This window comes from Mesorhizobium sp. LSJC280B00 (assembly GCF_000502835.1).
Taxonomy (GTDB): domain Bacteria; phylum Pseudomonadota; class Alphaproteobacteria; order Rhizobiales; family Rhizobiaceae; genus Mesorhizobium.
The window spans coordinates 17789-42806 of record NZ_AYVL01000034.1 but is presented as its reverse complement, the minus strand read 5'-3'; the positions used below and the strand labels follow the sequence as shown (position 1 = coordinate 42806).

21 protein-coding genes and 6 pseudogenes are annotated in these 25018 nt (G+C 58.3%); 15 read left to right on the top strand and 12 right to left on the bottom strand.

Translation table 11 applies throughout. From position 1 onward, the window contains the following. Position 1 precedes the first annotated feature (1 nt). Positions 2-1108, bottom strand: coding sequence for a spermidine/putrescine ABC transporter substrate-binding protein (locus tag X773_RS69245; RefSeq protein ID WP_023679910.1), 1107 nt, complete (start codon positions 1106-1108; stop codon positions 2-4). Positions 1109-1199: 91 nt separating this feature from the next. Between X773_RS69245 and X773_RS69240 the strand changes: the two genes are divergently transcribed. Further along, the gene (locus X773_RS69240) at positions 1200-1814 is read left to right on the top strand and encodes a TetR/AcrR family transcriptional regulator (protein ID WP_023679909.1); all 615 of its coding nucleotides are present in this window, start codon (positions 1200-1202) and stop codon (positions 1812-1814) included. Positions 1815-1869: 55 nt separating this feature from the next. Here X773_RS69240 and X773_RS69235 read toward each other — a convergent pair whose 3' ends face one another. After that, the gene (locus X773_RS69235) at positions 1870-2070 is read right to left on the bottom strand and encodes a DUF2905 domain-containing protein (RefSeq protein WP_023679908.1); all 201 of its coding nucleotides are present in this window, start codon (positions 2068-2070) and stop codon (positions 1870-1872) included. A gap of 138 nt (positions 2071-2208) precedes the next feature. Here X773_RS69235 and X773_RS69230 point away from each other — a divergent pair, with 138 nt between their 5' ends. From X773_RS69230 to istB, 3 genes are all read left to right on the top strand, one after another. Next, positions 2209-2493 carry a hypothetical protein gene (locus X773_RS69230; RefSeq protein WP_023679907.1) on the top strand — a complete coding sequence of 95 codons (285 nt, stop codon included), beginning with the start codon at positions 2209-2211 and terminating at the stop codon, positions 2491-2493. Between the two features lie 210 nt (positions 2494-2703). Then, positions 2704-4257, top strand: coding sequence for an IS21 family transposase (istA, locus tag X773_RS69225; protein ID WP_031212801.1), 1554 nt, complete (start codon positions 2704-2706; stop codon positions 4255-4257). Between the two features lie 17 nt (positions 4258-4274). Next, complete coding sequence (gene istB, locus X773_RS69220; protein WP_031212798.1) at positions 4275-5051, top strand: IS21-like element helper ATPase IstB; 777 nt, start codon at positions 4275-4277, stop codon at positions 5049-5051. Between the two features lie 101 nt (positions 5052-5152). On the opposite strand, the pseudogene X773_RS69215 reads toward istB, so the two are convergent. Beyond that, positions 5153-5425 (bottom strand): annotated as a pseudogene (locus X773_RS69215) (IS21 family transposase); the annotation flags it as partial. 45 nt (positions 5426-5470) lie between these two features. Here X773_RS69215 and X773_RS69210 point away from each other — a divergent pair. Together X773_RS69210 and X773_RS77630 are read left to right on the top strand one after the other, a co-directional pair. Continuing rightward, complete coding sequence (locus X773_RS69210; protein ID WP_245274826.1) at positions 5471-6301, top strand: IS4 family transposase; 831 nt, start codon at positions 5471-5473, stop codon at positions 6299-6301. A 26-nt stretch (positions 6302-6327) separates the two neighbouring features. Then, a pseudogene (locus X773_RS77630) lies at positions 6328-6610 on the top strand (hypothetical protein); the annotation flags it as partial. Between the two features lie 161 nt (positions 6611-6771). Here X773_RS77630 and X773_RS75445 read toward each other — a convergent pair. The 3 genes from X773_RS75445 to X773_RS69200 are packed head-to-tail and all read right to left on the bottom strand — an operon-like array spanning position 6772 to position 8472. Next, a complete protein-coding gene (locus X773_RS75445) occupies positions 6772-7218 on the bottom strand; it encodes a PaaI family thioesterase (protein WP_084641690.1) in 447 nt (148 codons plus the stop codon). Next, positions 7215-8138 (bottom strand): 3-keto-5-aminohexanoate cleavage protein, encoded by a 924-nt coding sequence (locus tag X773_RS69205; RefSeq protein ID WP_031212788.1) that lies wholly within the window; start codon positions 8136-8138, stop codon positions 7215-7217. Before X773_RS69205 ends, X773_RS75445 begins: the two co-directional genes overlap by 4 nt. 1 nt (position 8139) lies before the next feature. Beyond that, entirely contained in the window at positions 8140-8472 is a 333-nt protein-coding gene (locus X773_RS69200) for a CoA-transferase (RefSeq protein WP_084641694.1), read from the bottom strand. A 640-nt stretch (positions 8473-9112) separates the two neighbouring features. Here X773_RS69200 and X773_RS69195 point away from each other — a divergent pair. The 5 genes and pseudogenes from X773_RS69195 to X773_RS76805 form a co-directional block, all read left to right on the top strand. Then, positions 9113-10420 carry an aminotransferase class III-fold pyridoxal phosphate-dependent enzyme gene (locus tag X773_RS69195; protein WP_023679898.1) on the top strand — a complete coding sequence of 436 codons (1308 nt, stop codon included), beginning with the start codon at positions 9113-9115 and terminating at the stop codon, positions 10418-10420. Positions 10421-10579: 159 nt separating this feature from the next. Then, entirely contained in the window at positions 10580-10999 is a 420-nt protein-coding gene (locus X773_RS69190; RefSeq protein ID WP_023679896.1) for a GntR family transcriptional regulator, read from the top strand. Between the two features lie 799 nt (positions 11000-11798). Then, a complete protein-coding gene (locus X773_RS0139460) occupies positions 11799-13025 on the top strand; it encodes an acetyl-CoA carboxylase biotin carboxylase subunit family protein (RefSeq protein ID WP_348625949.1) in 1227 nt (408 codons plus the stop codon). Positions 13026-13478: 453 nt separating this feature from the next. Then, complete coding sequence (locus X773_RS69185; protein WP_051406240.1) at positions 13479-14321, top strand: hypothetical protein; 843 nt, start codon at positions 13479-13481, stop codon at positions 14319-14321. 160 nt (positions 14322-14481) lie between these two features. Beyond that, positions 14482-14598, top strand: a pseudogene (locus X773_RS76805) (DDE-type integrase/transposase/recombinase); the annotation flags it as partial. Between the two features lie 37 nt (positions 14599-14635). On the opposite strand, the pseudogene X773_RS77625 reads toward X773_RS76805, so the two are convergent. Then, positions 14636-14736: pseudogene (locus X773_RS77625) on the bottom strand (IS6 family transposase); the annotation flags it as partial. 225 nt (positions 14737-14961) lie between these two features. On the opposite strand from X773_RS77625, the pseudogene X773_RS78525 reads away from it, so the two are divergent. The 4 genes and pseudogenes from X773_RS78525 to X773_RS69165 all read left to right on the top strand — a co-directional run. Continuing rightward, positions 14962-15168 (top strand): annotated as a pseudogene (locus tag X773_RS78525) (hypothetical protein); the annotation flags it as partial. After that, positions 15153-16283 (top strand): acetyl-CoA carboxylase biotin carboxylase subunit family protein, encoded by a 1131-nt coding sequence (locus tag X773_RS69175; protein ID WP_023679892.1) that lies wholly within the window; start codon positions 15153-15155, stop codon positions 16281-16283. The pseudogene X773_RS78525 and the gene X773_RS69175, both read left to right, overlap by 16 nt. Before the next feature lie 310 nt (positions 16284-16593). Beyond that, positions 16594-17697, top strand: coding sequence for an arginine 2,3-aminomutase (gene blsG, locus X773_RS69170; protein WP_023679891.1), 1104 nt, complete (start codon positions 16594-16596; stop codon positions 17695-17697). 525 nt (positions 17698-18222) lie between these two features. Further along, positions 18223-19113: an arginine deiminase family protein gene (locus X773_RS69165; RefSeq protein WP_023679890.1), complete on the top strand. Its 891-nt coding sequence runs from the start codon at positions 18223-18225 to the stop codon at positions 19111-19113. 350 nt (positions 19114-19463) lie between these two features. On the opposite strand, the gene X773_RS69160 is transcribed toward X773_RS69165, so the two are convergent. From X773_RS69160 to X773_RS75430, 5 genes and pseudogenes are all read right to left on the bottom strand, one after another. Continuing rightward, positions 19464-19949 carry a PaaI family thioesterase gene (locus X773_RS69160; RefSeq protein WP_023679889.1) on the bottom strand — a complete coding sequence of 162 codons (486 nt, stop codon included), beginning with the start codon at positions 19947-19949 and terminating at the stop codon, positions 19464-19466. Next, a complete protein-coding gene (locus tag X773_RS69155) occupies positions 19946-20860 on the bottom strand; it encodes a 3-keto-5-aminohexanoate cleavage protein (protein ID WP_023679888.1) in 915 nt (304 codons plus the stop codon). Before X773_RS69155 ends, X773_RS69160 begins: the two co-directional genes overlap by 4 nt. Further along, a complete protein-coding gene (locus X773_RS69150; protein WP_084641688.1) occupies positions 20860-22212 on the bottom strand; it encodes an aspartate aminotransferase family protein in 1353 nt (450 codons plus the stop codon). Before X773_RS69150 ends, X773_RS69155 begins: the two co-directional genes overlap by 1 nt. A 442-nt stretch (positions 22213-22654) precedes the next feature. After that, positions 22655-23428, bottom strand: a complete 774-nt coding sequence (locus tag X773_RS75435) for an aldolase/citrate lyase family protein (protein ID WP_084641686.1) — start codon at positions 23426-23428, stop codon at positions 22655-22657. 565 nt (positions 23429-23993) lie between these two features. Next, positions 23994-24967: pseudogene (locus tag X773_RS75430) on the bottom strand (IS3 family transposase). Positions 24968-25018 lie beyond the last annotated feature (51 nt).

The window sequence follows — 25018 nt, the reverse complement described above, 5'->3', positions numbered from 1 at the left end:
GTCATTGCGCCTGCAGCATTTCGGTCCAGACGTCCTGCATCTTCTTGTCGAGATCCGCGTTCGGCGCCGGATAGGACTGGGCGCGGGCGAGGAATTCCGGCTGCTCGTCGAAGCGCAGGATATTCTTCTGCTCGTCGCTCAACGCCGCCTTGCTGCTGGCCGGCATGCCCCAATAGCAGGACGAGGTGGCGAGCCGCGCCTGGCCTTCGGGGCTCATAATGTACTGGATGAATTTAAGCGCCAGCTCCTTGTTCTTGGAATCCTTGAACATTGCCAGCGACTGCGACCACAGCACGGCGCCTTCCTTCGGGATAGAGAAGTCGAGGGCAGGGTTTTCCTTGGCCAGCCCCGCCGTCACCCATTCGCCGCCGCCGACCAGAATGTCGACCTCGCCGGTCGCCAGCGCCGTCTGGCTGGCGGTCACTTCGCCGACCAGCTTGGCGTTGGCCTTCATTTTGAGCAGCTCTTCCTTGATGGCGGGAAGGTCGGCTTCGGTCAGCTCGGCAGTCTTCTTGCCGATCGCCAGTGCGGCCATGCCGATGACAGGCAGGTAATAATCGTAGATGGCGATCTTGCCCTTGTATTTGTCGCCGGTCAGCGCGGCAAGCGACTGCATGTCGGCCGGGTCGACCTTGGTCTTGTTGTAGCCGATCGTGTTGTAGCCGAACTTTTCGGTGATGCCGTAACGCTTGCCGTCGACGACGGTGGAGCTATCCATCTTCACCTGCGGAAACAGGTCGGCCAGCGGCAGCTTGTCTTCCGGTAGCGGTTCGAACAGGCCTTTTTCGACGCCGCGCGGTATGTCGATGCTGTCGATCACCATCACGTCCCAGTCGCCCGGCTGCGACTGTTCGACGATGGCCAGGCCGGCGCCGGTGCCTTCGAACTCCTTGACATTGACCTTGACGCCGTTCGCCTCCTCGAACGGCTGCAACAGCGCCGGATCGGCGTGATCGCACCAGATCAGCGCGTTGAGATCCTGCGCCTGAGCGAGGCTGCCCGCCGCCAGCAGCAGTGCTGCCGCGGCGCAGGCGCCTTGGAGATGGCTCTTCAGAACGGAAAGCGGATTCCTGACGGCTGGATTGGGGGTCTTTGGATTGACGGACATCGAGTGTTCTCCCTTGCCTTTTTGGCTTGTAGGAAAAAATTGAACCAATTCTAAAATTGAGTCAATTCTGTTTTTGTGGCAAACAGCCGCTATGAGCGGATTGCGGGCAAGGCAGAAGGCGGATCGGCACCGCCGCATCATCGAGGCAGCGGCGGCGCTTTTCCGCGATGCCGGTTATGAAGGCGCCAAAATCGAGACCATCGCCGCGCAGGCCGAGGTCTCGGTCGGCACGATCTACAATTACTACCAGAACAAGGGCGACATCCTCGGCGCCATCGTCTCGATGGAGGTCAACGAGGTGCTGAATGCCGGGCGCGGCGTCGTCGCCAACCCGCCGGCCAATGTCGGCGACGCTCTCGATACGCTGCTCGGCATCTATATCGAGCACTCGCTGCATTATCTCAGCAAGGAGATGTGGCGGCAGGCGATGGCGATCTCGACGCAACTGCCCGACAGCCCGTTCGGCCAGGCCTATACCGCGCTAGACCGCGCCCTGACCGAGCAAATCCGCGCGCTGATCGTCCGCCTGCAGGCGCTCGGCCTGGTGCGCCGCGACATCGACGGGCCGGCGCTCGGCGAACTCATCTTCAACAACATGAACATGATGTTCATCGAATTCGTGAAGCGCGAGGAGGCGAGGATTGCCGAACTGCGCACGGCGATACGCAGGCAGAACAGGATATTGGTGGCGGCGATCGGAGTGTAAGAAGATCAAGGGCGAGTAGGGCCTGCAACCCAAATCGCCGCAGCCGGAGCATCGCCTAACGGTTGATCAGCCATAGAATGGCCGAGAGCACGATGCTGACCAGTATCCCCGTGGTGATAGGGACATAAAGCCTGAAGTTCTCACGCTCGATCACGATATCGCCGGGCAGCCTGCCAAGGCCGGTCCGAGCCAACCAAGGCCACAGCAGGCCTATGGCGACTATGCTGAGACCAACGACGATCAGAGTTCGCGACATGGCAGCATCCTGCCGGAAATAGTATCATGCCGGAAATCTAGTGTTGACGGGTCTGCAAGCAGCGCTTCCTCTCGATGTTGCCTCTTGAGTTGAGGTTGAAATCTGTTACAACCTAAAAGGGCATCAAGGGAGGGTTGGATGCAGATTTCCATCTGGCATTGGGCTATAGTGCTGCTGCTGATCGGCGTGCCTGTTTTCTTTGCCGTTCGGTCAGCCGCAAAGCCATTACAGGATCCTTCGGCTCTCGTAGGTTTCGGAGGCTGGCTTATGCTGCTGGCGATCCTTCAGGCTTTCTCCCCGCTACGCACGCTCGTCTCATTGGGCTCATCGAGTGAAGGCTACCGACAGCTCATGACGCTCCCGAATGGCACTTTGGCGGTCTACGTGCGGGTTTCGCAAAGTCCCGGACAAGGAATTCAGTAAGTCGCGGACACGGATTTCAGTAAGTTCGGGACAGGGANTGCGGGTTTCGCAAAGTCCCGGACAAGGAATTCAGTAAGTCGCGGACACGGATTTCAGTAAGTTCGGGACAGGGATTTCAGTAAGTCGCGGACAAAACAGGCGGCGGAATTAGGTCGATTTTCGTGAGCGCCGATCTGGCATTTTGCCCTCGTATTCGAAGCGAGGACATCAATGCCGAGACGGAAGCGAGCGAGACATACGAGCGTGAAGGACATCCGATCGATACTGCGGCTGACGTTCGAGCAGGAACTCCCTGTGCGGGCCGTTTCGGAGCGTTTGAAGATCAGCAAGACGTCGGTATCGACGTATCTGCTGCGGGCACGGGAAGCCGGACTTGCGGTCTGGCCGCTGCCCCCTGGACTGGACGATGACGAGGTTCTGGAGCGACGGCTCTTTCGCCGGATGGGACGGCCGCCGCGTGACATCGATGAGCCGGACTGGCCGAAGATTGCCAGCGAGCTGAAGCGCAAGGGCGTGACGCTCAATCTGCTGTGGCAGGAATATCGTGAGAGCCATCTGGACGGCTATGGCTACACCTGGTTCTGCTGCCGTTTTGCCGAATACGAAAGCCGCGTCAAACCCAGCTATCGCAGCCGGCACGTTGCTGGCGTCGCCATGGAGTGCGACTATGCTGGCCACACGATCCCCGTCGTCGACCCGTCGACAGGAGAGATCCGCGCAGCGCAGATTTACGTCGCGGTGCTGAGCGCGTCTCAATTGACGTTCTCTTATGCGAGCTTCAGCCAGAAGCTGCCGGATTGGATCGAAGCGAACCAACGGGCCTTCAGTTACTTCGGCGGCGCGACGAAGAGGACGATCTGCGACAATCTCAAATCCGCGGTTGCCAAGGCTCTTTGGTTCGAGCCGACGTTAAATGCGACCTTCGCCGCCTTCGCCGAGCACTACGATACGACCATCCTGCCAGCGCGGCCAAAACGTCCTCGGGATAAGCCATCCGCCGAAGGTTCAGTTTTAATCGTCGAGAGGTGGGTGCTGGCCAGGCTTCGAAATGAACGCTTCTTCAGCCTTGCTGATCTCAATATCCGGATCAGCAGTTTGATCGAAGACCTCAACGGCCGGACCATGCGCCGTTATGGCAAATCCCGCCGTGCGTTGTTTGATGAGATCGAACGCACCCAGCTCAAGCCACTGCCGGCAACACCGTTTGAATATGCAGAATGGAAAGTCGCCAAGGTCCATCCCGACTATCATGTCGAAGTCGACAAGACCTTCTACTCCGTGCCGCACGGTCTGATCGGCAGGCGGGTCGATGTGAGACTGACCTACCGGGCGGTCGAGATCTTCTTTGACCATAAGCGGATCGCCAGCCACATCAGAAGCTCGCAGCGCTCGGGCCATATTACCGTCAATGAGCATATGCCGAAGTCCCACCAGCGCTATGCAAACACGACGCCTCACACGTTGCGCAAGGAAGCGGCAAAAGTCGGGAGCAATACGGCGATATTTATCGAGCGTCTGCTGAGTGACCGCCCGCATCCGGAACAAGGCTATCGATCCGCGCAGGGCGTCCTTTCCTTGGCGCGACGCTACAAATCCGATCGCCTGGAAATGGCGTGCGAGCGTGCCTTGACCATCAATGCAATGAGCTATTCGTCCGTCGCCAACATTCTCAAATCTGGTCTCGACCAAGCTGCGCCCGTGAGCGAGGCCGTCAAGCCGGCACCGCCGCACGGCAATATCCGCGGTAAAACCTACTATCAATGAGAAAGGAAAACACCCAGATGCTGACACATCCAACCCTTGATCAAATGCACACGCTCGGCCTTGCCGGAATGGTCGCGGCCTATCGCGAGCTTGCCGAGCAGGTCCATGGAAACGACCTCAGCTTTGACGAGCGGCTCGGCCTGATGCTCGACCGCGAGATCGCACTGAGAACAGACAAACGGCTGACCAATCGGTTGGCAACAGCAAAGCTGCGTTTTGCCAATGCCTCGATCGAAGACATCGATTTTAGCACTCACCGCGGCCTTGATCGCCGGAACGTCTTATCCTTGGCGCAGGGGGCATGGCTGAAGGCAAACGAGAACTTGATTCTGACAGGCCAAACGGGCACCGGAAAGACATGGATTGCCTGCGCCTTCGGACGACAGGCGGCCCGTCTGGACTATTCCGTGCTCTACGTTCGCATGCCACGGCTCTTCGAGGATCTCGCACTTGCAAGGCTCGACGGACGCTTCCCGCGCCTTATCGATAAACTCGCTCGCGTCCAGCTGCTGATCCTCGACGATTGGGGAACGCATACGCTGAGCGACAGGCAGCGCCTCGATCTGCTCGAAATCTTCGAGGAGCGATACCGGCGGAAATCGACGCTGATCACGGCTCAACTTCCTGTGGCCGCCTGGCATGAAATGATCGGAGAGGTCACTTTAGCCGATGCGATCCTGGACCGTATCGTTCACAATGCGCACCGCATAACGCTCGAAGGCGACAGCATGCGAAAGCGAAAACCATCGACGCTCTTGACCGGCAGCGAAATAACCGAAATCAATCACTCCTAACAGCAACAAGGCAACCGGAACTCGATCGCTTCCGTTGTCCGCGACTTAGCGAAACGCTTGTCCGCGATTTACTGAAACGGCTGTCCCAATTTAGTGAAATCCGCAGTGTAGCCGCCGCCATAGCCGAGGTCCTTCAGTTCGCGGAAAAGCCGGCTGCCGGTGAGCCCGGGATATCGCGTGACCCGTTCGCGAAGATAGGCTGTGAAGGGATCGATCACCGCCTGACGCGGCTTGCGCGGTCCGTAGGCCGGAGCCTCGAGCCCGCGCGCAATGTATTTGCGCACCGTCTTGCGGTCGATCCCGCTCTCCCTGGCGATCGCCGACACCGACAGGCCCTGCCGANACACCGGCGACAGCGCTAAACTGGGGAAGATTCAAACGGCACTTCTGGGGAGTATTGAGCCGGCATCGACAGCTGTGTGCATGTGGGTGACCGGGAGAGCGACATCTACGAGCTCTATTGCACCGCGCAGGACCTTGGCACCAGCTTCCTCGTGCGGGTGCAGACGAACAGGCTCGCCGAGCGGCCTGCCGATGCTGGCCCACACGATCCTGCGAATCGCGTCTTTACCCAACTTGCGGCGGCGCCCTGGGCGGGACGTCATCGCATTACGATCGATCAGGACGAGACGACCTGGCTGCGGGTGAAGTTCGCCGCCATCAACACATTGCCGCCCGTGGGCAAACAGAAGCGCTACAGTCCGCAGGTTCTGACATACATCCATGCCCTCGAAGAGGATCCGCCGGCCGGTCGCGAGCCGATCGACTGGAAGCTGGTAACCAACCTGCCGGTCGAAGATCTCTCCGTGGCGGTCGAGAAGCTCGGCTGGTACGCTCTGCGCTGGAAGGCGGAGGTGTTCTACAAGGTCATGAAGTCCGGCTGCCGCGCCGAGGAGGCGAGGCTCGAGACCGCAGAGAGGCTGGCGAAGTTCCTCGCTCTCATCGCAGTGGTCAGCTGGCGAATATTCTTCGTCACTATGTCGGCGCGCGCCAAGCCAGACGCCGCGCCCGACAGCGTTCTCACCTTCGCCGAGCTCACTGCGCTCGACCAGATCGACGCCGCCCGAACACGACCGCGTCTCCAACGGCCCACGCTCGCCGCCTACCTGCTGCAAATCGCCATGCTTGGCGGCTATCTCGCCCGCAAACATGATCCGCCTCCCGGCAACATGGTCGTCTGGCGCGGCATGACCCGCTTGCACGACATCGCCTTCGGCATCTCTATTGGATCAAGCCGACGATGTGGGTAATCGAAAGCTTCACCGGATGGGTACGGCTCGTCGGCATGGAGCCGCGGGTCTACCGCTACCGTCCGTCCCGACCGGATGATGCCGGTTTGCGCAAGCGGCTGCGGGATCCGGCCGCCGAACGCCAGCGCTTCGGCTATCGTCGGCTGCACCTTCTCTTGAAGCGCGAAGGCGTGGCGGTGAACTGGAAGNGGCTACCCCTGCATGATCGTGTCGGACAACGGCACCGAGCTGACCTCGAACGCCATTTTGGCTTGGCAGGAGGATCGGCATGTCGAATGGCACTACATCGCACCGGGCAAGCCGATGCAGACGGATGTTGTAGAATAGCCCGTTCTTCTCATTCGGCGGCTTTTTCCACAGCCTTCTGCGCGGGCCGATCTGGGCCATATCCAACAGTGACTGCCAAAGCCGGTCGCCGTCGACGGCGAGGTTTGCATGCTTTGTCATCGCGCTACCTCGAAAATCATATGCTACAACTGCAGCGTGTTTGAGCCTTGGCTATGCTTGCAGACGGCGAGCGTGGCGACCGCCACAGCAATTAGTTTTCCATCGCTCCGAGCCATCTTTGCCTCCGAGACCATAATTCGTGAGCCGCGATGTATCAGCGTGGCAACGATCTCCACTTCGCCGTCCGTGTCGGCGAGCGGACGCAAGAAATTGACTTTGATTTCGATCGTCGTACAAAAAGCGCCATCAGAGCATTGCAGGTCGCCGACCCAGGCGGCCGCGGTGTCGAGCGAGGTGGCGATCACACCACCCCCAACTTTTCCATAAGGATTGGCATGCGAGGTTGACGGCGTGAGTGATAGTTTGACCGCCCCTGAGGAAAAGTCGACAACCCGAAGGCCCAGCAGTCCGTAGAGCGGAACCTCGATGTCACCGCGTTGTATTCCCGCTAGTCTAGCCTCGGCACTCATGACGTTCCACGCAGGCAAAGTCGCTGCCGTGCTTCATCAGGTGAAGCAACGGGAATGTGCAATTCAGAAAGGATGTGGGTGATTTTTTCCACCTGCTGAGCATTGGTTTCGGCCAGCTGACCAGGACCGAGCCAGAGATTGTCTTCGAGACCGACGCGGATGTTTCCACCCATGATCGCGGCCATCGCGCAAAGGGGCATTTGTGCTCTGCCGCCTGGAAGCACCGACCACTCGATATTGTCCCCCAACAGTCGGATAGCCGTGTCTTTCATGACAACAAGGCTGTTGTGATCGGCGCCTATCCCACCAAGAATGCCCATCACAAACTGAACAAAAACCTTGCCGGTCACGATCCCCCGGTCAATAAGGTGCGCAAGGCTATAGAGGTGTCCGACATCATAGGCTTCAAACTCGAATCGTGTCCCATAGCGCTCACCAAGATTTTTGATGATCTGTTCCATGTCGCCGAAGGTATTTTTAAAGAAGCCCTCCTTCGTGGACGTGAGGAACGGCTTTTCCCAATCATGCTTCCATTCACGGGGCTTATCTGCCATCTGATGGAGTGCGAAATTCATGGTGCCGAGGTTAAGGGAACAGAGTTCCGGCTGAATTCGGGCCGGCGCTCTTAAGCGCTCCTCCACCGTCATCTTCGCGCTGCCACCGGTCGTGATACTCAGGATTGCGTCGGTGCGTGCGCTAATCGTCTTGGCCACGCGTTCGAAAAGCTTTGGATCGCTGGAGGGCTCTCCGGTGTTCGGATTGCGCACATGGAGGTGAAGAACGGCAGCGCCGGCCTCCGCGGCAGCCAATGCCTGCGAGACGATCTCCTCTTCCTTGACCGGCAGATACGGCGACATGGAAGGCGTGTGGATCGATCCGGTTATCGCGCAGGTGATAATCGTTGAATGTTTTGCGGTCATTTTACACCTGCGCCACGACGGCAAGGTCGTGCGTGATATAGAGCGCGGCGACGCCACCCTCGTTCATCATGCGCATGGCGGTCGGGTTGAGACCGATATGACTGGTCACCAGCCTGGCCAATTGGCCATTTTCCAGCAACCAATCGACCTCCATGCCAGCTTCGTTGGCGTCGTTCTTGATGATGATTAAATTTCGGGGGCCCCGCCTGACCAGTTCACGGATCAGGCAGAAGGGCGTTCCGGGCACGCCGAAGCCGCCGAGCATGATCGAGGCGCCGTCACCTATGGCCGAAATGGCCTCTTCGATCGCGCCGCGCTTGTCGGGCAGTGTCATGCAGATCATCCCATCTTTCTTGCCGGCTCGCGCATATGCGGTCGGGCTATGGCGTTCGCGAATAGTTCGAGCAGTGCCTTGCGCCAAAGCGTTGGTCTCACGCTGTTCAGCTTGTGCAAGTGCAGACCGGGTGGCGGAATGCTGTTCCCAGTGCTGACCTCCCTGTCTGAACGTTGGCCCTCAAGATCGCCTTGCGGTTGGAGTCTGCTTCGTTAGCGAAAATGACCGCTCCCAGCACATAACGCAAGCAGATAAGCATAATCATAATCATTGATTGCATTTATGGCCGCCCTACCGAAGAGCGTATTCTCTGGAAGCTGGACTTGGAACCTGCTGCGCACGTTCCCGCCTGGGGCGCAAGCCATCCCGTCAGAGTAAGAGCGCAAGCGCCCATCTCGCAAACCGTTTCAGAACATTTGCCGCGCGAGCAGGTGGTCGTCGCGGCTCCGACATGTTGCGCATAATGCGATTCAGCCAAGTTGTAGCTCGGGGAGGACACTGCGAAACCTTCCAAGCCCAATGAGGGGACTGCATCATCAAAATCCGGGATCAAACACCTAGTCAGCAGAAAGCGCTTGATTAGATCCCGGGAATAGGCTTTTTTGATCTCAAAGTGAGCCATTGTGAGATCTGACCTGTCATGTTCCAGAGCCTTGCCCAACGGAATTCTTCGCTCGACACCGCCCTGCTCGGAGCGCGGGAGCGCTACAGCGTGAAACGCCCCAAGAGTGCGGCGCTGCATCGCGAGGCGTTAAAAGTTCTTCCCGGCGGCAACACCCGTTCCCTGCTCGCCTATGCGCCTTTTCCGACTGCGATGGCAAGCGGCGAGGGCTGCCGGCTTTGGGACATCGACGGTAACGCCTATCTCGACCTGTGCGGCGAATACACTGCCGGCCTGTTCGGCCATACCGACGGCCGCATCCTTGCCGCCCTCCACGACGCCATGGCGCGAGGACTGAGCCTGGCCGCGGTGGGCGAGGCCGAACAGCGCCTTGCCAGGATCCTCTGCAGCCGCTTTCCGTCGATCGACATGATCCGCTTCGCCAACAGCGGCACCGAGGCCAACCTGATCGCGCTCAGCGCCGCGCAGGTGGTGACAGGGCGCAAGCGCATCATCGCCTTCCGCGGCGGCTATCACGGCAGCCTCCTGTACTACCCCGTGACCGGCTCAAGCCTGATCGCCGCCCCGTTCCCGGTGACGCTATGCGACTACAACGACACCGACGGCACAGTGGCCGCCATCCGTACCATCGGCGACGACCTCGCCGCCGTGATCGTCGAGCCGATGCTGGGCAGCGGGGGCTGCATCGCCGCCGAACCTGCCTTTCTGGCGGCCGTCGCCGAGGCCACACGCGCTGCCGGTGCGATCCTGATCTTCGACGAGGTGATGACCTCGCGCATGTCGGGAGGCGGCCTGCAGGAACGTCTCGGTATCCTGCCCGACATCACCACGCTTGGAAAATATATCGGCGGCGGCATGAGCTTCGGCGCCTTCGGCGGGCGCCACGACCTCATGGAGATCTTCGTCTCTAAGGTGCCTCATGCTGGCACCTTCAACAATAACGTGATGTCCATGGCGGCAGGAATCGCCGCCATGGGAGAGGTGTTTACCGCCGCAGCGGCTGCCGATCTGTTCGCGCTCGGGGAAGGCCTGCGCGAAAGACTCAACGCGATCTCCGACAAAGCCGGCGCGCCGCTGCAGTTCTGTGGCCTTGGCTCGCTCGCCACGGCCCATTTCCGTCGGGGCCGGATCGACCGCCCCTATGCCATCACCCCCAGGGAGGAGGCGCTGAAAGAGCTGTTCTTCTTCGACATGCTCGAAGCCGGCGTCTACATCGCCCGCCGCGGCATGACGGCGCTCAGCTTGCCGACGACGGAATGCGACCTTGCGCATTTCACCGCTGCCGTCGGGGATTTCCTCGACGCACGGGCGGCATTGCTACAATAGGCCGGCACCAAAGGCAGAACGCTGCAAGATGGGCAGGAGCGACATAACTTCGTCAGCCACGGCCGCGGGCGCGCTGGAGGAGGAAGCTTATCGGCTGATCCGCAGCGCGCTGATCAATGGCGATTTCACGCCGGACAGCAAGCTTTCCATTCGNCGGCGATGCGCCTGCAATTGGAGCCGCTGGCGCTGACGCTTGCCGCGCCGCATCTGAAGCCCGCACAGTTCGAGCGGCTTGACGCCTTCGTGGCGCAGCATGAAGCCGCCCGGCTGGCCAGCGATCCGACAGGCGTGCGGCAAGCCGATACCGGCTTCCTGTTCGAGCTCTACCGCTCCTCCGGTTCGGCGCTGCTGCTCAGCTTCATCGAGAGCCTGTGGCTTCGCCGCAGACCGATGTTCTGGGAGGCGCGCTGGGCGCTGCTAGGAAGCTCGCTCGGCCGGGCGCCGCACAGGCACAAAGAAATCATGGACGCCCTGCGCCAGGGCCGGCCCGATCTAGCGCGCGACTTCCTCGTCGAGGAGATCCGCAGCGCGGGCGAATTCTTGCTTGAGGCGATGAGGTTCCGCGAGGCGACGGACTGAGACCGCTCACCGATAGGTGCAGCGCGACAACCCAGATTGTCGCCCTACAGATAAGTGCGCTCCTCCAACGAGGTCTGCGCGATCATCTCATGGCACAGCACCGTGTCGCGGATCTGATAAACCCGACAGCTGTGTTGCACGTGCCAAGGCGCGCAAGCTGCTGGTGGCACTGTGGAAGTATGAAACATCGGGGAGTCGTCATCGAGCGCGGTCATGAAAACGGCCTAACGTTTTGCTCATCTCTTTACCCTTTCCTATACCTCCAGGGTCTCATGAACCCTGGAGGTTCCGGGCCGACGACCGACGTACCCCCCTGCCCGCCGGACGCGGGACGTTGGTGCAGCCGCAATAACGGCGACCATATGTGAGGTGGATGAGGCTCGGCAAAACGGGCCGGGTCACGCAGGGCTGGAACCTGGAGCCGATACCAATGAGGACCATGCCATGTTTCAACGCACTTGACACCCTGTGGGGGGTGCAATCCATCCCGATCCGGGTTTGCAAGGCGCAACAAGTTTGAACGGCAGCCGTTGCAACAAAACCTGCAACAAAACTCGAAACAAGTTTGCAGAATCTTAACACCGCAAAATTGTTGACGATGGTAGCCTCGGGGCAAGGTCTGAGGTCAAGCGCGGCTACAAGATGCNCCGCAAAATTGTTGACGATGGTAGCCTCGGGGCAAGGTCTGAGGTCAAGCGCGGCTACAAGATGCCGACAATCGTTCAGACCGCCACACGGTACGCACCGAAGGAGTCCGCAGCCAATGTCAAGAGCGCTGATCCTGATTGGAGGCACGAGAATGGGCTCGGGTCTGCTCTACCTCCAGGCTGCTCAGCGTCTTGGCCTTCAGCCAATTGCCCTTTCGGACGATCCAACTCGGTATGACCATTTCGCGGCGAAAGAGGTTGAATCAATCCGTGTTGATACAGACGATCTGGATGCGCTGATCCGCGAATGTTCCCGGCTGCGCGCGACTTATGACATCGCCGGCATAACGGGCGCTGCCGATTCGTTTTGTGCGATAGCCAGCAAGCTCTGTCGGCACTTCGATCTACCTGGACCGAACACGGGAGCTATTGAACAATGCCTCGATAAGTACACTCAACGTCAACTTCTCGCGGCCTCAGGCGTTCCGATGCCTGCTTATCGCTTGGCGGCCAATGCAGCGGAGGTAAAGGATTCTGCCGCGGAAATCGGGCTGCCGGTGATAGTTAAGCCTGCGGTGGGCCACAGCAGCGTCGGTGTCCGATTGTGCTACACTGCCGATGAGGTAGTCGAACATACGACCCATCTGTTGGGCGGGAAGCACCTGTCGCGGTCTTCGGCGAGGATATTGGTCGAAGAATTCGCACAAGGCCCCTATTATACCGCTGAGATAATGGGGAATGAGGTCGTTGCAATTGGCACCGGTGGCTTCGGCCCTCCACCGCATTTCGTTTGTCGTGAGTTCACCTTTCCGGCACTCCTGAGTGATCACGAGCATGAGCGTATCGTAGATGTTTCGCTGAGCTGTTTGCGAGCTCTCGACCTTGGCTGGGGGCCAACGAACATTGAATTCCGGTGGACGAAGCGTGGCCCGGTCGTCATTGAAGTCAATCCGCGCCTTGCTGGCACGCCCTTTCCTCAACTCGTTCGTCTGGCTTACGGTGTCGATCTCATCACCGAGCACATCAAGCTTATCATAGGCGACAAATGCGATTTGCGCAGAAGGCATTCGCACATTGCGGCCGCGCGGCACCTGATTGCTGATCGCAATGGCACCCTTGATTGGATCGATGGGCACAGCCAAGCGGCCGCAGTATCAGGTGTTGCCGAGGTCAAGTTCTATGTTGAACCCAAGACGCCGATTGTCAGAAAAGGCGATTATCGAGACTGTATGGGACATGTCATCGCCGCTTCATGCAGTCTTCCTCGCACCGAGGCGATACTTCAGCGTGCCGTCGACTTGATCGGTTGGTCGATCACACCCTTCCGATCACTTGACAAACAAAACCAATGTGCGGCCCCTCACCTCCCGGGCTCATGAAAAGAAAGCGGTTAACGGAAAAGCATCATCATCACGATACCGCGCGAGCATGAGACGGGGGCGAAGGCCGGTGATCTGGCCCTGCAAGCACGGTATCTCGGAGCCAACGCTTTACAATTGACAGCCGGCCGTGAGGGTTCAGTGGCAGGCACGCTGAAACGAGTCATTGCCACAGCTGAACCAGTTTCCAATCGTGATGTTAGCAACAGTCCTCAATGAATGAATATGCCCAGCTGCAGGTAGATGGCTGGCCCGATTGGTACCCATCAGGTTGTCGAGTGCGCGCCACGGTGATGTTCCTTAGCCGAGTTGATGTGCAGAAAATCGCTTTTATGACCTCTCCTCAGCCTGGCACGATTTTTGAACCACCTCTCATGAGGGGGTAGGAACTGGCGAGCGATATTTAGATCGTGGGGCGAGATTGTGATCACTGGAGCGAAGAAGGGAAGCAGCATGTCAAGTCAGGCAGCAAGCGCGGAGCGCGGAAGAATTCAGGGGGCGAAGCACGATTTCACGGCAAGCTACAATGGCAGATGGCCGCACGACTATTTTCGGGCTTGTTTGGCCGTGGACTATATGCTTCCAGATCGGGCCAAGCCGATCTTCGAAAGGATCTTCGCCGATTACCGACGCATTCGAAACAAGACGAAGTTGAAGATAATCGACGTCGGTTGCTCGTATGGTATCAACGCTGCCTTGCTGCGAACCGATCTCGACCTCGACGATCTATATGCTGCCTATCTGGAACCCAGCGGATCGCTGTCGCGCCAAGAGGGGATCGAGCATCGCGCCTTTTTTCGCAATCTGGGCCTCCGTGACGACATCCAGTTCGTCGGCGTGGATCCATCGTTCTGGGCTGTTCGTTATGCCCTGGATCTGGGCCTGTTGGAGGCTGGCGTCACGGCTGATCTGGAAACTCGCGACTTGACGGTCGAGGAACGTAGCGCACTCGCGGATGCCGACATCCTTATCAGCACAGGCTGCGTGGGCTACGCTACCGAGCGCACCTTTGCACGCGTCTATGAGGCGTCGGCGACGTCACGTCCCTGGGTAGTCGCCTTCGTAATGCACCGCTTCAGCTATGACGACATCGCGGCGTCCCTTCGGGCTTTCTCGTTGGAAACTCGGCACTTAGAACGGTTCAGACAGCGCCAGAGCCGCTTCTCCACGTCGAAGGAACTGCGGGCGATCCTGAAGGCTATGGCCAAACTCGGCATAGAGGATCGCCTAGAGCGCACGACGGGCTACATCTATGCGTCCTGCTACATTTCCGCACCGCCAGGCGAAGCGCTCTGAGCCTTGTCATGAATGGTCACATCTCCAGGAGAAGCGAGTTGCTCGCTGCAGCGCAACGATCAGGTTGTCGCGCACCTTCTCCCAGATTGGTGCGCGGACGACGATGATGCTGGCCTCGAGCAATGGATCGCCGATGACACCGGCGCAAGCGTAGCGTGACTGGAAGTGCCATGTCGACGAGACGTACATCAAGGTCCGCGGTCAGTGGATGTATCTTTATTGCGCCATCGACCGTGTCGGCGACACAGTCGAATTCTGGTTCAGCGAGCAGCGTGACCTGCCCTCGCGCATCAAGCGCCGCATCCGGTCGCCAATCACGCGGCAAGGATTTGGAACTGCTCGGCCAGGGATGGATTCGGGTTCAAGGCGAACCTCGCCCGTTACTTAGCATCATGTGAACCATTTCGATGCCGTTAGGATAATCGCGGCAGATGCCGAGCCTCGTGTCAGACCTTCTACAATCCCATTCAGCCGTTGCAACAAACCTGCCACAAAACTCGAAATAAAATTCGCAGAGTCTTAACGCCGCAAAATTGTTGACGATGGTAGCCTCGGGGCAAGGTCTGAGGTCAAGCGCGGCTACAAAGATGCCGGCAATCTCCAGACCGCCGCACGGCACGCACAGAAGGGGTCCACAGCAATGGCAAGAGCGTTTATCTTAGTTGGAGGCACGAGAATGGGCTCGGGTCTGCTCTACGTCCAGGCCGCTCAGCGTCTTGGCCTCCAGCCAATTACCCTTTCGGACGATCCAACTCGGTATGACCATTTTGGAGCGAAAGGGGCTGAGACAATCCGCGTTGATACAGACGATCTGGATGCCCTGATCCGCGAATGTTCCAGGCTCCGAGAANTCCAACTCGGTATGACCATTTTGGGGCGAAAGAGGCTGAGACAATCCGCGTTGATACAGACGATCTGGATGCGCTGATCCGCGAATGTTCCAGGCTCCGAGAGACCTATGAAATCGCTGGCATTACGGGCGCGTTGGACCCAGTGTATGCGACAGTTGGCAAGCTCTGCCGTCATTTCGATCTGCCGGGACCGAACCCGGACGCTGTTGAACAATGCTGCGATAAGTACACTCAGCGTCAACTGCTCGCGGCCTCAGGCGTACCGATACCTGCTTATCGCTTGGCGGCCAATGCAGCTGAAGTGGAGGGTTCTGCCGCGGAGATCGGACTGCCGGTGATAGTTAAGCCTGCGGTGGGTAGCAACAGCGTCGGTGTCCGATTGTGCCGCACTGCCGACGAGCTAGCCGAACATACCGACTATCTGTTGAGCGCTCAGCACATGTGGCGGTCTGCGCCGAGGATACTGGTTGAAGAATTCGCACAAGGCCCGTTGTATAGCGCCGACATGATGGGAAAAGAGGTCGTTGCGATTGGCATCGGTGAATATGGCCCTCCACCAAACTTTGTTTACCGGGAGTGGGCCTTTCCGGCCTTACTGACCGATGCCGAGTGTCTGGAGATCACCGAGATTTCGCTGAGCTCTTTGCGCGCTCTCGGCCTCGGCTGGGGGCCATCGAACATCGAGTTGCGATGGACCAAGTGTGGCCCAGTCGTCATTGAAGTCAATCCGCGCCTGAGTGGTGCACCGGATCCTCAGCTGGTCCAGCTCGCCTATGGTGTCGATCTCGTCACCGAGCACATCAAGCTTGTAATCGGCGATGAATGCGACCTGCGCAAAAGGCATTCCCACTCTGCGGCCGCGCGATTCTTGGTTGCTGATCGCGATGGGACACTTGATTGGATTGCGGGGGACAGTGAGGCCGCTGCTGTATCAGGTGTGGCCGAGGTGAAATTTTACGCTAGACCCCAGACCCCGATCGTCGCAAAGGGGGATTATCGAGACTGTTTGGGACATGTCGTCGCGGCGTCATCCAGTTCTCCTCGCACCGAGGCAATACTTCAGCGTGCCGTCGACTTGATCAGTTGGTCGATCACACCATTTCCGACCTAGGACATGGGGGTATCCTATCGTCAAGATCAAGGCGACAAACGCCAATCCGGACCTTGGCCAGGGGTACTCGGTTCAGACCGAAGATGGCCAAATCGGAATTGGCCGGGATCAATCGGAACGACCTTGTCAAGCGACAGGAGGAATTGACCCCTTTGGCGGCATTAGGAACTGAGCCCGTGGTCGGTTTGCGGTTTCGTTGGTTTCGAAACAACATGGGTCTATCGCCGCGAATTGATCAATTATGGAAGCGCCGCTTGGAAACAAGCACGCCATTGAAATGTCGAACCTATGAAATTGGGGAGCTCCTACAATGTTATTGACGAAAGAAAATTTCACCGACGCCGTCTGGAACGACTGGAAATTCCATATGCGCAATTTGATCAGGACGAAGGACAAGCTCGCTCAATGGATCGCCCTAAGCGACCAGGATGTCACAGCGATTGATGCCGTCAAAGGCACCTACCGCTGGATGGTGACTCCCTATTATGCGTCATTGATGTCGAAGACGGATGACAAATGTCCGATTCGCCTGCAAGCCATACCTCATACAGATGAAATGAATACTGATGCTGGCTCGGATGTTGATCCTGTTGGAGACGCGATTTTTATTAAGACGCGACGTGTTATACACAAATATCCGAATAGAGTTGTCTTTTTGGTCTCAGATACGTGCCCTGTTTATTGCCGTTTTTGTACCAGAAAATACCACACGTCTAACGAGAAAGGCACATACTATAACGCGGATTATGATGCTGGATACGATCCCGATTTCGAGTATATTGAACGGAACCAGGACATATGCGACGTTCTATTAACAGGCGGCGATCCGCTCATAATGAATGACGGAAAGCTGGAGGAAATAATAAGTAGGTTGCGATCTATTTCGCACGTCAAGATAATAAGAATCGGATCCCGCTACCCGGTCTTTTTGCCTCAGAGAATTACCGATGAGCTATGCCGCATGCTGGATAAGTATCAACCCATATGGCTTAGCACGCACTTCAATCACCCGATCGAAGTGTCTGCAGAGGCTGCTGAAGCCTGCGACCGCCTCCTTCGGCACGGAATTCCTGTGCAAAATCAGACGGTCCTATTGAAGGGTATTAATGACAATCTTGAGATACTGAAGGCGCTCTTTCGCAGGCTTATCGAAATACGGGTGAGGCCGTACTATCTGTACCATTGTGATCGTGTCACTGGCGTTTCCCATTTCATGACTGGTCTCGAGCAAGGCCAAGAGATAGTCGATGGCCTTGTCGGGTTCGAAACGGGTTTTTCTGTTCCGAGCTATGTGGTTACTACAAAACTTGGAAAGATCCCGGCTCAGAAGCCTTATCTATTTCGGCGCGGCAATCGAATTTATGTGAGGAATTATACTATGGAAGAGGACGATATAACCGGCTACCTCATCTGATAAGTCTCATCGCTGATGACTGGTCTATCCCGTCTTATGCATAACGGTGTGTTGGAAAAGCCGGCGGATGTAGCTTAAGCCTGATTTGGCGTAGGGATTGGGTTGCTTAGGCCAACCTTCCACCAGATCTCGCGAGATCCTATGTGGACGGGATAGCGCCCTGCGCTGGACGACGGCCAAGTGCTCCTCTGTCCTGCCTGTCCGCTATGTAGCGCAACGTCGCTTCCTGCGCCGCCCATCGCGAACTTCGCGTCATGAAAATCGGCGGCCACTCCGGCGCCTCGCATGAGGTTACCAGAGCTGAGGACCACGCATTCGGATCGCTTGAATTCTCGACCAGCTCAATTACTCGCGAACTGAGGCTCTTGAATAGCGAAGAAACAAAAGCAGACGTTCAAAAGCTAGCCGATCGGCTAATTCCACATCGGCCTCGGAGGCGGACTGACTGCTGAAGCTCCATCTTCATCGTCTGGGCCGTGGCCACTTTCACATAGACCAGCTTTAAGCAATCCATCAGGAGGAAACATGCTGGAGACCAGCCCGCGCCCCGTACGCCAGACAGACGGCCGAGAGTTCGTGCGTAGCGAACACGGTGTTCTTCAGGAGGTCGCTCTCTGTCGCCCAACCTACTACGACTGGGCCGCCGAGAACGCGATTGTTGAGCGGTCAAAGTCTTCAGGCGCGTCGGTCGAGGTGGACGCCGCCATTTCCCAACACCAGGAGCTGGTCGCGGCGCTCGAGGGGGAAGGGGTGACATGCCACTTCCTCGAGCCCGATGAACATTTGCCGATGCAGACGTTCGCCCGCGATAGCGGGATCATGACTCCGTGGGGCATGCTGATCGCACAGATGGCCCGCCCGGAACGGCGCGGCGAATGGGGCGCGCTCGAAGACCTCGCCTCCCATCTTGATCTGCCCATCTGGAAACGCGTTACGGCGGCTCCGGTCGAGGGTGGCGATGTCCAGATCCTCAGAGAGGGAGAGATTATCATCGGTGTGAATGAGGTCCGGACCTTCTCAAAAGGCGCGGACCAGGTCGCGCGCTGGGTGGAGGGCGAGGGCTGGAGTGTGCGCAAGATCCGCGTTCCAGCCCATTTCCTCCATCTCGATGTGCTTTTCAGCGTGCTGAACGGGCGGCTTGCGCTATGCGCAACCGACATTCTGGATGCTGCTGATGTCGACTGGCTCTCACACAGATACGAACTTATCCATGTGAGCTACAGCGATGTGATGCGGATGGGCTGCAACGTTACCGCGCTCGGCAACGACATTGTCCTGTCTGCCAAACAGCAGCCCGAGATCAACGCGCGGATTCGTGCCAACGGACTTAAGGTGCTGGAGCCGGATCTCCAACAGTTCGTGCTCGAAGGCGGCTCGACACATTGTCTAACCATGCCGCTGAGAAGAGGTTTGTGAGGAGACTGTAAAGTTTCAACAACGGGCTGCCCCGCGCATTGCCCAAGGTATCCGTGGTGAGTTCGGCTATGTCTTCGATTCCGACGGCAAACAATACATCGATGGCTCGGGGACCTGCCGTTTATAGGCATCGGCTACGGGAACCTTGCCCATTCGATCGCGCCAGCCAGGTCCGCGGCGTGTGGCAGCGGCACGATCTGGAGCCATGAGCATCGCGTGAACGCGAAGCCATACCGTCGGAATCGGTCAGCATCTCGCGATTGTTGCCGACGGCAATATCTAGCCCCGATCTTCGCAATCCGCACCACACAAAATGAATGCAGTTGCAGAGTTCTCGCCGGGGCGGCCGGTCAAGTCGTCTCGTTTCGTGTCCGGTCGGTCAATCGTTTTCGGGGCCTCTCGACCCGGTCGGAAGCGACCACCATGCAGGTTGATTTAGCTGTTGCGACCAGTTTCCCATCCGCTTGCCATAGTTTGCCTTCTGCCACCATGATGCGCGATCCAGAGTGGACAATCGTTGCATGGGCAAGAAGCGCCCGGTCGTCAATGCGCACCGGCCGGAGAAAATTCACGTTCAGGTCAATTGTCACGCAAGCTCCGCCTGGCGCGCACATCGTGTCGCAGACCCACGCCGTCGAAGTGTCAAGAACGGTAGCGATTACTCCCCCGCCCATGAAGCCGTGCGGGTTTGCGTGACCGTCCATGGGAAGTAGATGCATCCTCACTGATCCGACCTCGGCCGACACGACCTGGAGCCCAAGCGTTGCATAAAGCTTTGGCAGTGGTTCCAGACCATCCCGGATAGCGAGGAGTCGCTCTAAAGCTGCGGGGTTCATTGGGCAATTTGAAGCCGCCGTCGCGCTTCGGATGGCGTAGCGACCCCTATCTGCAACTCGGAAAGTATGCGGGTAATCTTCTCCACCTGCTTCGCATTGCTTTCAGCCAGTAGCCCCGGTGCAAGCCAGAGATTGTCCTCGAGCCCAACACGCACATTGCCCCCCATGATTGCGGCCATCGTGCAAAGGGGCATCTGGCTTCTGCCCGCGGGCAAGGCCGACCATTCGATATCGTCGCCAAACAGCCTCGTCGCCGTCTGCTTCATGAAGGAAAGGTTGTCGGCGTCTGCTCCGATACCGCCAAGAATTCCCATGACGAACTGAACGAACGGCTTGCTCTTAACCAGGCCCCGGTCCAGAAGATGCGCCAAGTTGTAGAGATGCCCCACGTCATAGGCTTCGAACTCGAAGCGCGTGCCAAATCGATCCGCCAGTTCGCCAATTATCCTCTCCATATCGGCAAAGGTATTCCGGAAGAAGCCGCTCCTGGTGGCCTCAAGAAACGGCTCCTCCCACGAGTGTTTCCAGGCTCGCTCCTTCACTGCCATCGGGTGCAGCCCGAAATTCATGGTGCCAAGGTTGAGGGAACAAAGTTCAGGCCGGAGCCGGATCGGAGCCTCAAGTCTCTCCTCCACCGACATTTGCGCGCTGCCGCCAGTCGTGATGCTAAGCAGAGCGTCGCAACCAGCACGAATGCGTCCCACCACGCGTTCAAACCGTTCCGCGTCGGAACTCGGGCGACCCGTCTCGGGGTCACGGACGTGAAGGTGAATGACCGTCGCGCCGGCACCAGCCGCCGCGATCGCCTGCGAAACGATGTCGTCCTCGCTGATTGGCAGAAAGGGCGACATCGACGGCGTGTGGATCGATCCTGTGATCGCGCAGGTAACGATGGCTATGCGTGGAGACATCAAACGGCTCTAATCTCAGAAAGGGCCTCTCGCACCGACTTGCCGAGCTTGTCGGCGATTTCGCTCAATTCCGCGTCTGTCGCGTTATACCTGGGGGAAATGATGACTGTGTCGCCTGCCACGCCATCGACGTTGCCGCCTGACGGATAGCAGATGAGGCCATTTTGCAGCGCTCGTCGCCGCACCCTCAGGAAGGCCTGGCTGCTGGGGTCGAACGGAGCCTTGGTGGCGGGATCTGCGACAAGCTCGATGCCAACGAAGTAACCCCGCCCCCGAATATCCCCGACGGACGCGATCCCGTCGAGCGTGTCGTGTAGCAGGGAAACCAGTTTTGGACCGTTGGCCGAGACGTGTTCCACGAGCCGCTCACGCTCGATTATCTTCTGAACCGCCACGCCGGCGGCGCAAGCCGTGGTGTGACCCGTGAACGTATGGCCGGTCTGCGGTCCTCCACTCACCGATCTGAGTACATCGCCAACTTTGCGGCTGTAGACGGCGGCTCCCAGCGGAATGTATCCGGCTGCCAACCCCTTGGCGATCGGCATGATGTCTGGAACCACACCATCATGTTCCAGGGCGCGGAAGGTGCCGCAGCGCCCGCTTCCGCACATGACCTCGTCTGCGATCAAGAGGACGCCGTGGCGATCGCATATGTCGCGGATGCGAGCCGCATATCCTGGCGGTGCGGGCACGACGCCACCGGCTGCACCGACGACGGGTTCAAAGACAAAGGCAGCGACGTTCTTAGGGCCGATTTCCCGAATGGCATCCTCCAGTTCGGCCGCGCAATGTGCGCCAACATCCTCGGCAGACACGCCAGACGGCGGCCGGTAGGTGTTGGCGGGAGACAGGAAGCACGAAGGCAGCAAGGCGCCTTCGTAGGCGTTGCGACGCTCTTTGAAACCAGAAATGGAAAGCGCGCCAAGCGTATTGCCATGCCACGACCGTTGCCGAGATATGAAACGACGCCTGCTCTTTTCTCCGCGGCCGGTATGATACTGAAGCGCCAGCTTCATCGAGGATTCCACGGCCTCGGATCCGCCAGATACGAACACCATGGCGTCGAGCTCGCCTCCACACTTGGCGGCGACCAGTGCGGTCAACTCTTCGAGCGGATCGCTGGTGAATGTATACCGGTATCCATGCATCACGCGCTTGAGCTGATCATGGATGGCCGCGATGACCTCTTCATTGCCGTAGCCGATGCTATAAACGGCAGGCCCCCCGGACCCATCGATGTATTGCTTGCCGTCGGCGTCGAAGACATAGCCTCCCTGAGCATGGGACACCTTGGGCAATGCGCCTGCGGCAATTGTTGTTGAAGTCTTTACAGCCGCTGCGGTTTTAGGCATCACAAACCTCTTCTCAGCGGCATAGATTAGACAGTGTGTCGAGCCGCTTTTCGAGCACGAACTGTTGGACATACGGCTCCAGCCCTCAAGTCCGATGGCAGGAATCCGCGCTTTAATCTCGGGCAGCTGTTTGGCAGATAGGACAACGTCGTTGCCGAGTGCGGCAATGTTTCAGTCGCGTCACATCGCTGTTGCCCACATGGATGAGTTCCTCCCTGTGTGAGAGCCAGTCGACATCAGCATCGTCCAGAATGACCGCTCGGCCAATTACAGCGAAGGCCTCACCGGATATGCGTGAGTTGGCCGTGGACCCGAGCAGGCAAACTGGACGGCGAAGCATCCGCCTGAGTTGTATAAACGAAAAGTTGGGTTGATATATCTCGGGCCGGCGAACCACCAAGGCCTCCCAAGTCTTGCAATTTTAGATTGATCAATGAGCGGTCTACTTATCGATAAACTCATCGTGGAAATCTTTCGCCACAGCGCGGCCGCCCTGCAAAACACAATCGAGGTCCGATCCGTAGGTGAACAAGCTGAGCCCCATTTGTCGGAGTCGCGGCAAATAGTCTATGGATGCCACGTCAATACCCGATGCGATACCATACTTCTTAGCGGCATCCGCGACTGCCTCGCAGGCATCCATCAACTCAGGTGCAAGCCTTCCTGGTTCCATGCCAAAGGAAAGAGCAAGGTCTGCCGGACCGATGAAGAGCGCGTCAACACCAGGTGTCGAGGCTATGTCATCGAGATTGTTGAGAGCCTCTCGTGTCTCAATTTGGAGTACCACAGCCAGGCTAGAGTTCGCATTTTTCCGATACTCTGCATCATTTTGGTAATAATTCGATGCTCTCCACGCTCCAGATCCGCGCTTTCCGGCAGGCGGATATTTTGCGGACGACACAGCATCGATGGCTTCGGCACCCGAATTTACCATTGGCACCATGACGCCGTTCGCACCATGATCTAGCGCCGCTTTTATAAGTTCAATCCTGTTCCAAGCGACTCTATATAGTACAGGCATCCCGTATCGTTCTGTTGCAGGAAGTATTTCTAGAAGTGAGTTGGGTGGGATGGGTGAATGCTCGCCGTCCACCAATAGAAAATCTAGGTTTGTCTGTGCCAGCGTCTCTGCGACCATCACGTGTGGAATCTGCATCCAGCCTCCAATTTGCGGTTTTCCCGACCTAATGATTTCGGCGAATGGATGTCCTGCCATTTTAACAATCCTTTGCGTAGCCTGAGCCGTACTGCGTGGTCAGCAGCAACCCGCCCCACCTGGAACGTCTTCGTTCCAAGCCAGGGAAGGAAGCTTACCTTAGAGTCGGAGGGAGCCATAAATTTGCGCTACTGCGCAATCAAATGACTTATTCTCAAGGGACGATGGCAGGTTTCTCAGCTTCCCAAAATATACAGTTTGCCAAGAAGTTGGCTATCACACCAGTCGATGCCCGCCGTTGATATAGGTCCAACGCATAGACCAGCGGGGTCGCGCTGAGAATGTACCACCCACGTCGCTTGACAAATGAAGTGGGACGAGCACGCCGCGAGAATCCCAGTCTTCAAGATCAATCAACCGCCCGCTGCATGGTCCGCGCAATATCTTCTCAGGCGTGCCGATTTGTGTCTGTGGCCTGCGGCCGGCATTGTGACGCGTGCAAAATCGGATGAACAGGCCGGGCTCGAAGGCACGAGCGGGCTTGCTGGTGTTGGGAGCCACCGGCGCAGAGGAACCTCATTGAACTGGTGGTATCGCGAAGACTCACTGACCTGCCACCGAATTTTCATCCAGCGGCAATTAGAGCCTCGGCGGTTGTACGCCGTATGGCGCGGGTTGAGCAACGGGCGATCGGCGGAGCTGGTCGGGGTTGTGCAGCTGATCGCCCGTTGCAGTGAGATCGGCGGCATAAGCCGCGGGCGTGATGTANGCGCCGAATGTGGGCGCGATCGGTTGTAGTCGTCCGCCCATTCGGCGATCGTCGTGCGGGCATGGTCGAGGCCGAAGAACAAGGTTTCGTTCAAGAGTTCGTCGCGCATCCGGCCGTTGAAGCTCTCGCAGAAGCCGTTCTGCATCGGCTTGCCCGGCGCGATGTAATGCCATTCCACCTTGTGATCCTTCGACCAGGCGAGGATGGCGTTCGAGGTGAACTCGGTGCCGTGGTCGGAGACGATCATGCCCGGCTTGCCGCGGCGGGCGACCAGTTCCGTCAGTTCGCGCGCGACACGCCGGCCTGAGATCGAGGTGTCTGGGATCGCCGCCAGGCATTCGCGCGTCACGTCGTCGACGACGTTGAGGATGCGGAAGCGTCGACCGCAGGCGAACTGGTCGTGGACGAAATCCAGCGACCAGCGGGCGTTCGGCCTTGCCTCGACCAGGATCGGTGCGCGGGTGCCAACCGCGCGTCGTCGTGACCGTCGCTTGCGACCGTCAGCCCTTCCTCGCGATAGAGCCGGTAGATGCGGTTGATGCCCGACGGCTCGCCCTCGCGTCTGAGCAGGATGAACAGCCGCCGATAGCCGAAGCGCCGGCGCTCATTGGCAAGGTCGCGCANAGCTTCTTCAGCTTCGCGTTCTCCTCCTCCAGCGCCTTCAGCCGCTTGGCGTCCGACACCTCCATCCCGCCATATTTGGCCTTCCAATTATACAGCGTCGCCTCCGAGATCCCGTGCTTGCGGGCCAGATCGCCCGCCTTCGCCCCCGCCTCGTGTTCGCGCAAAACCGCGATGATCTGCTCTTCCGTAAATCGCTTTCTCTTCATCAGTCCGTCCTTCAAACGAGGCCGGACTCTAATCCCAACTGGAGGAAATTA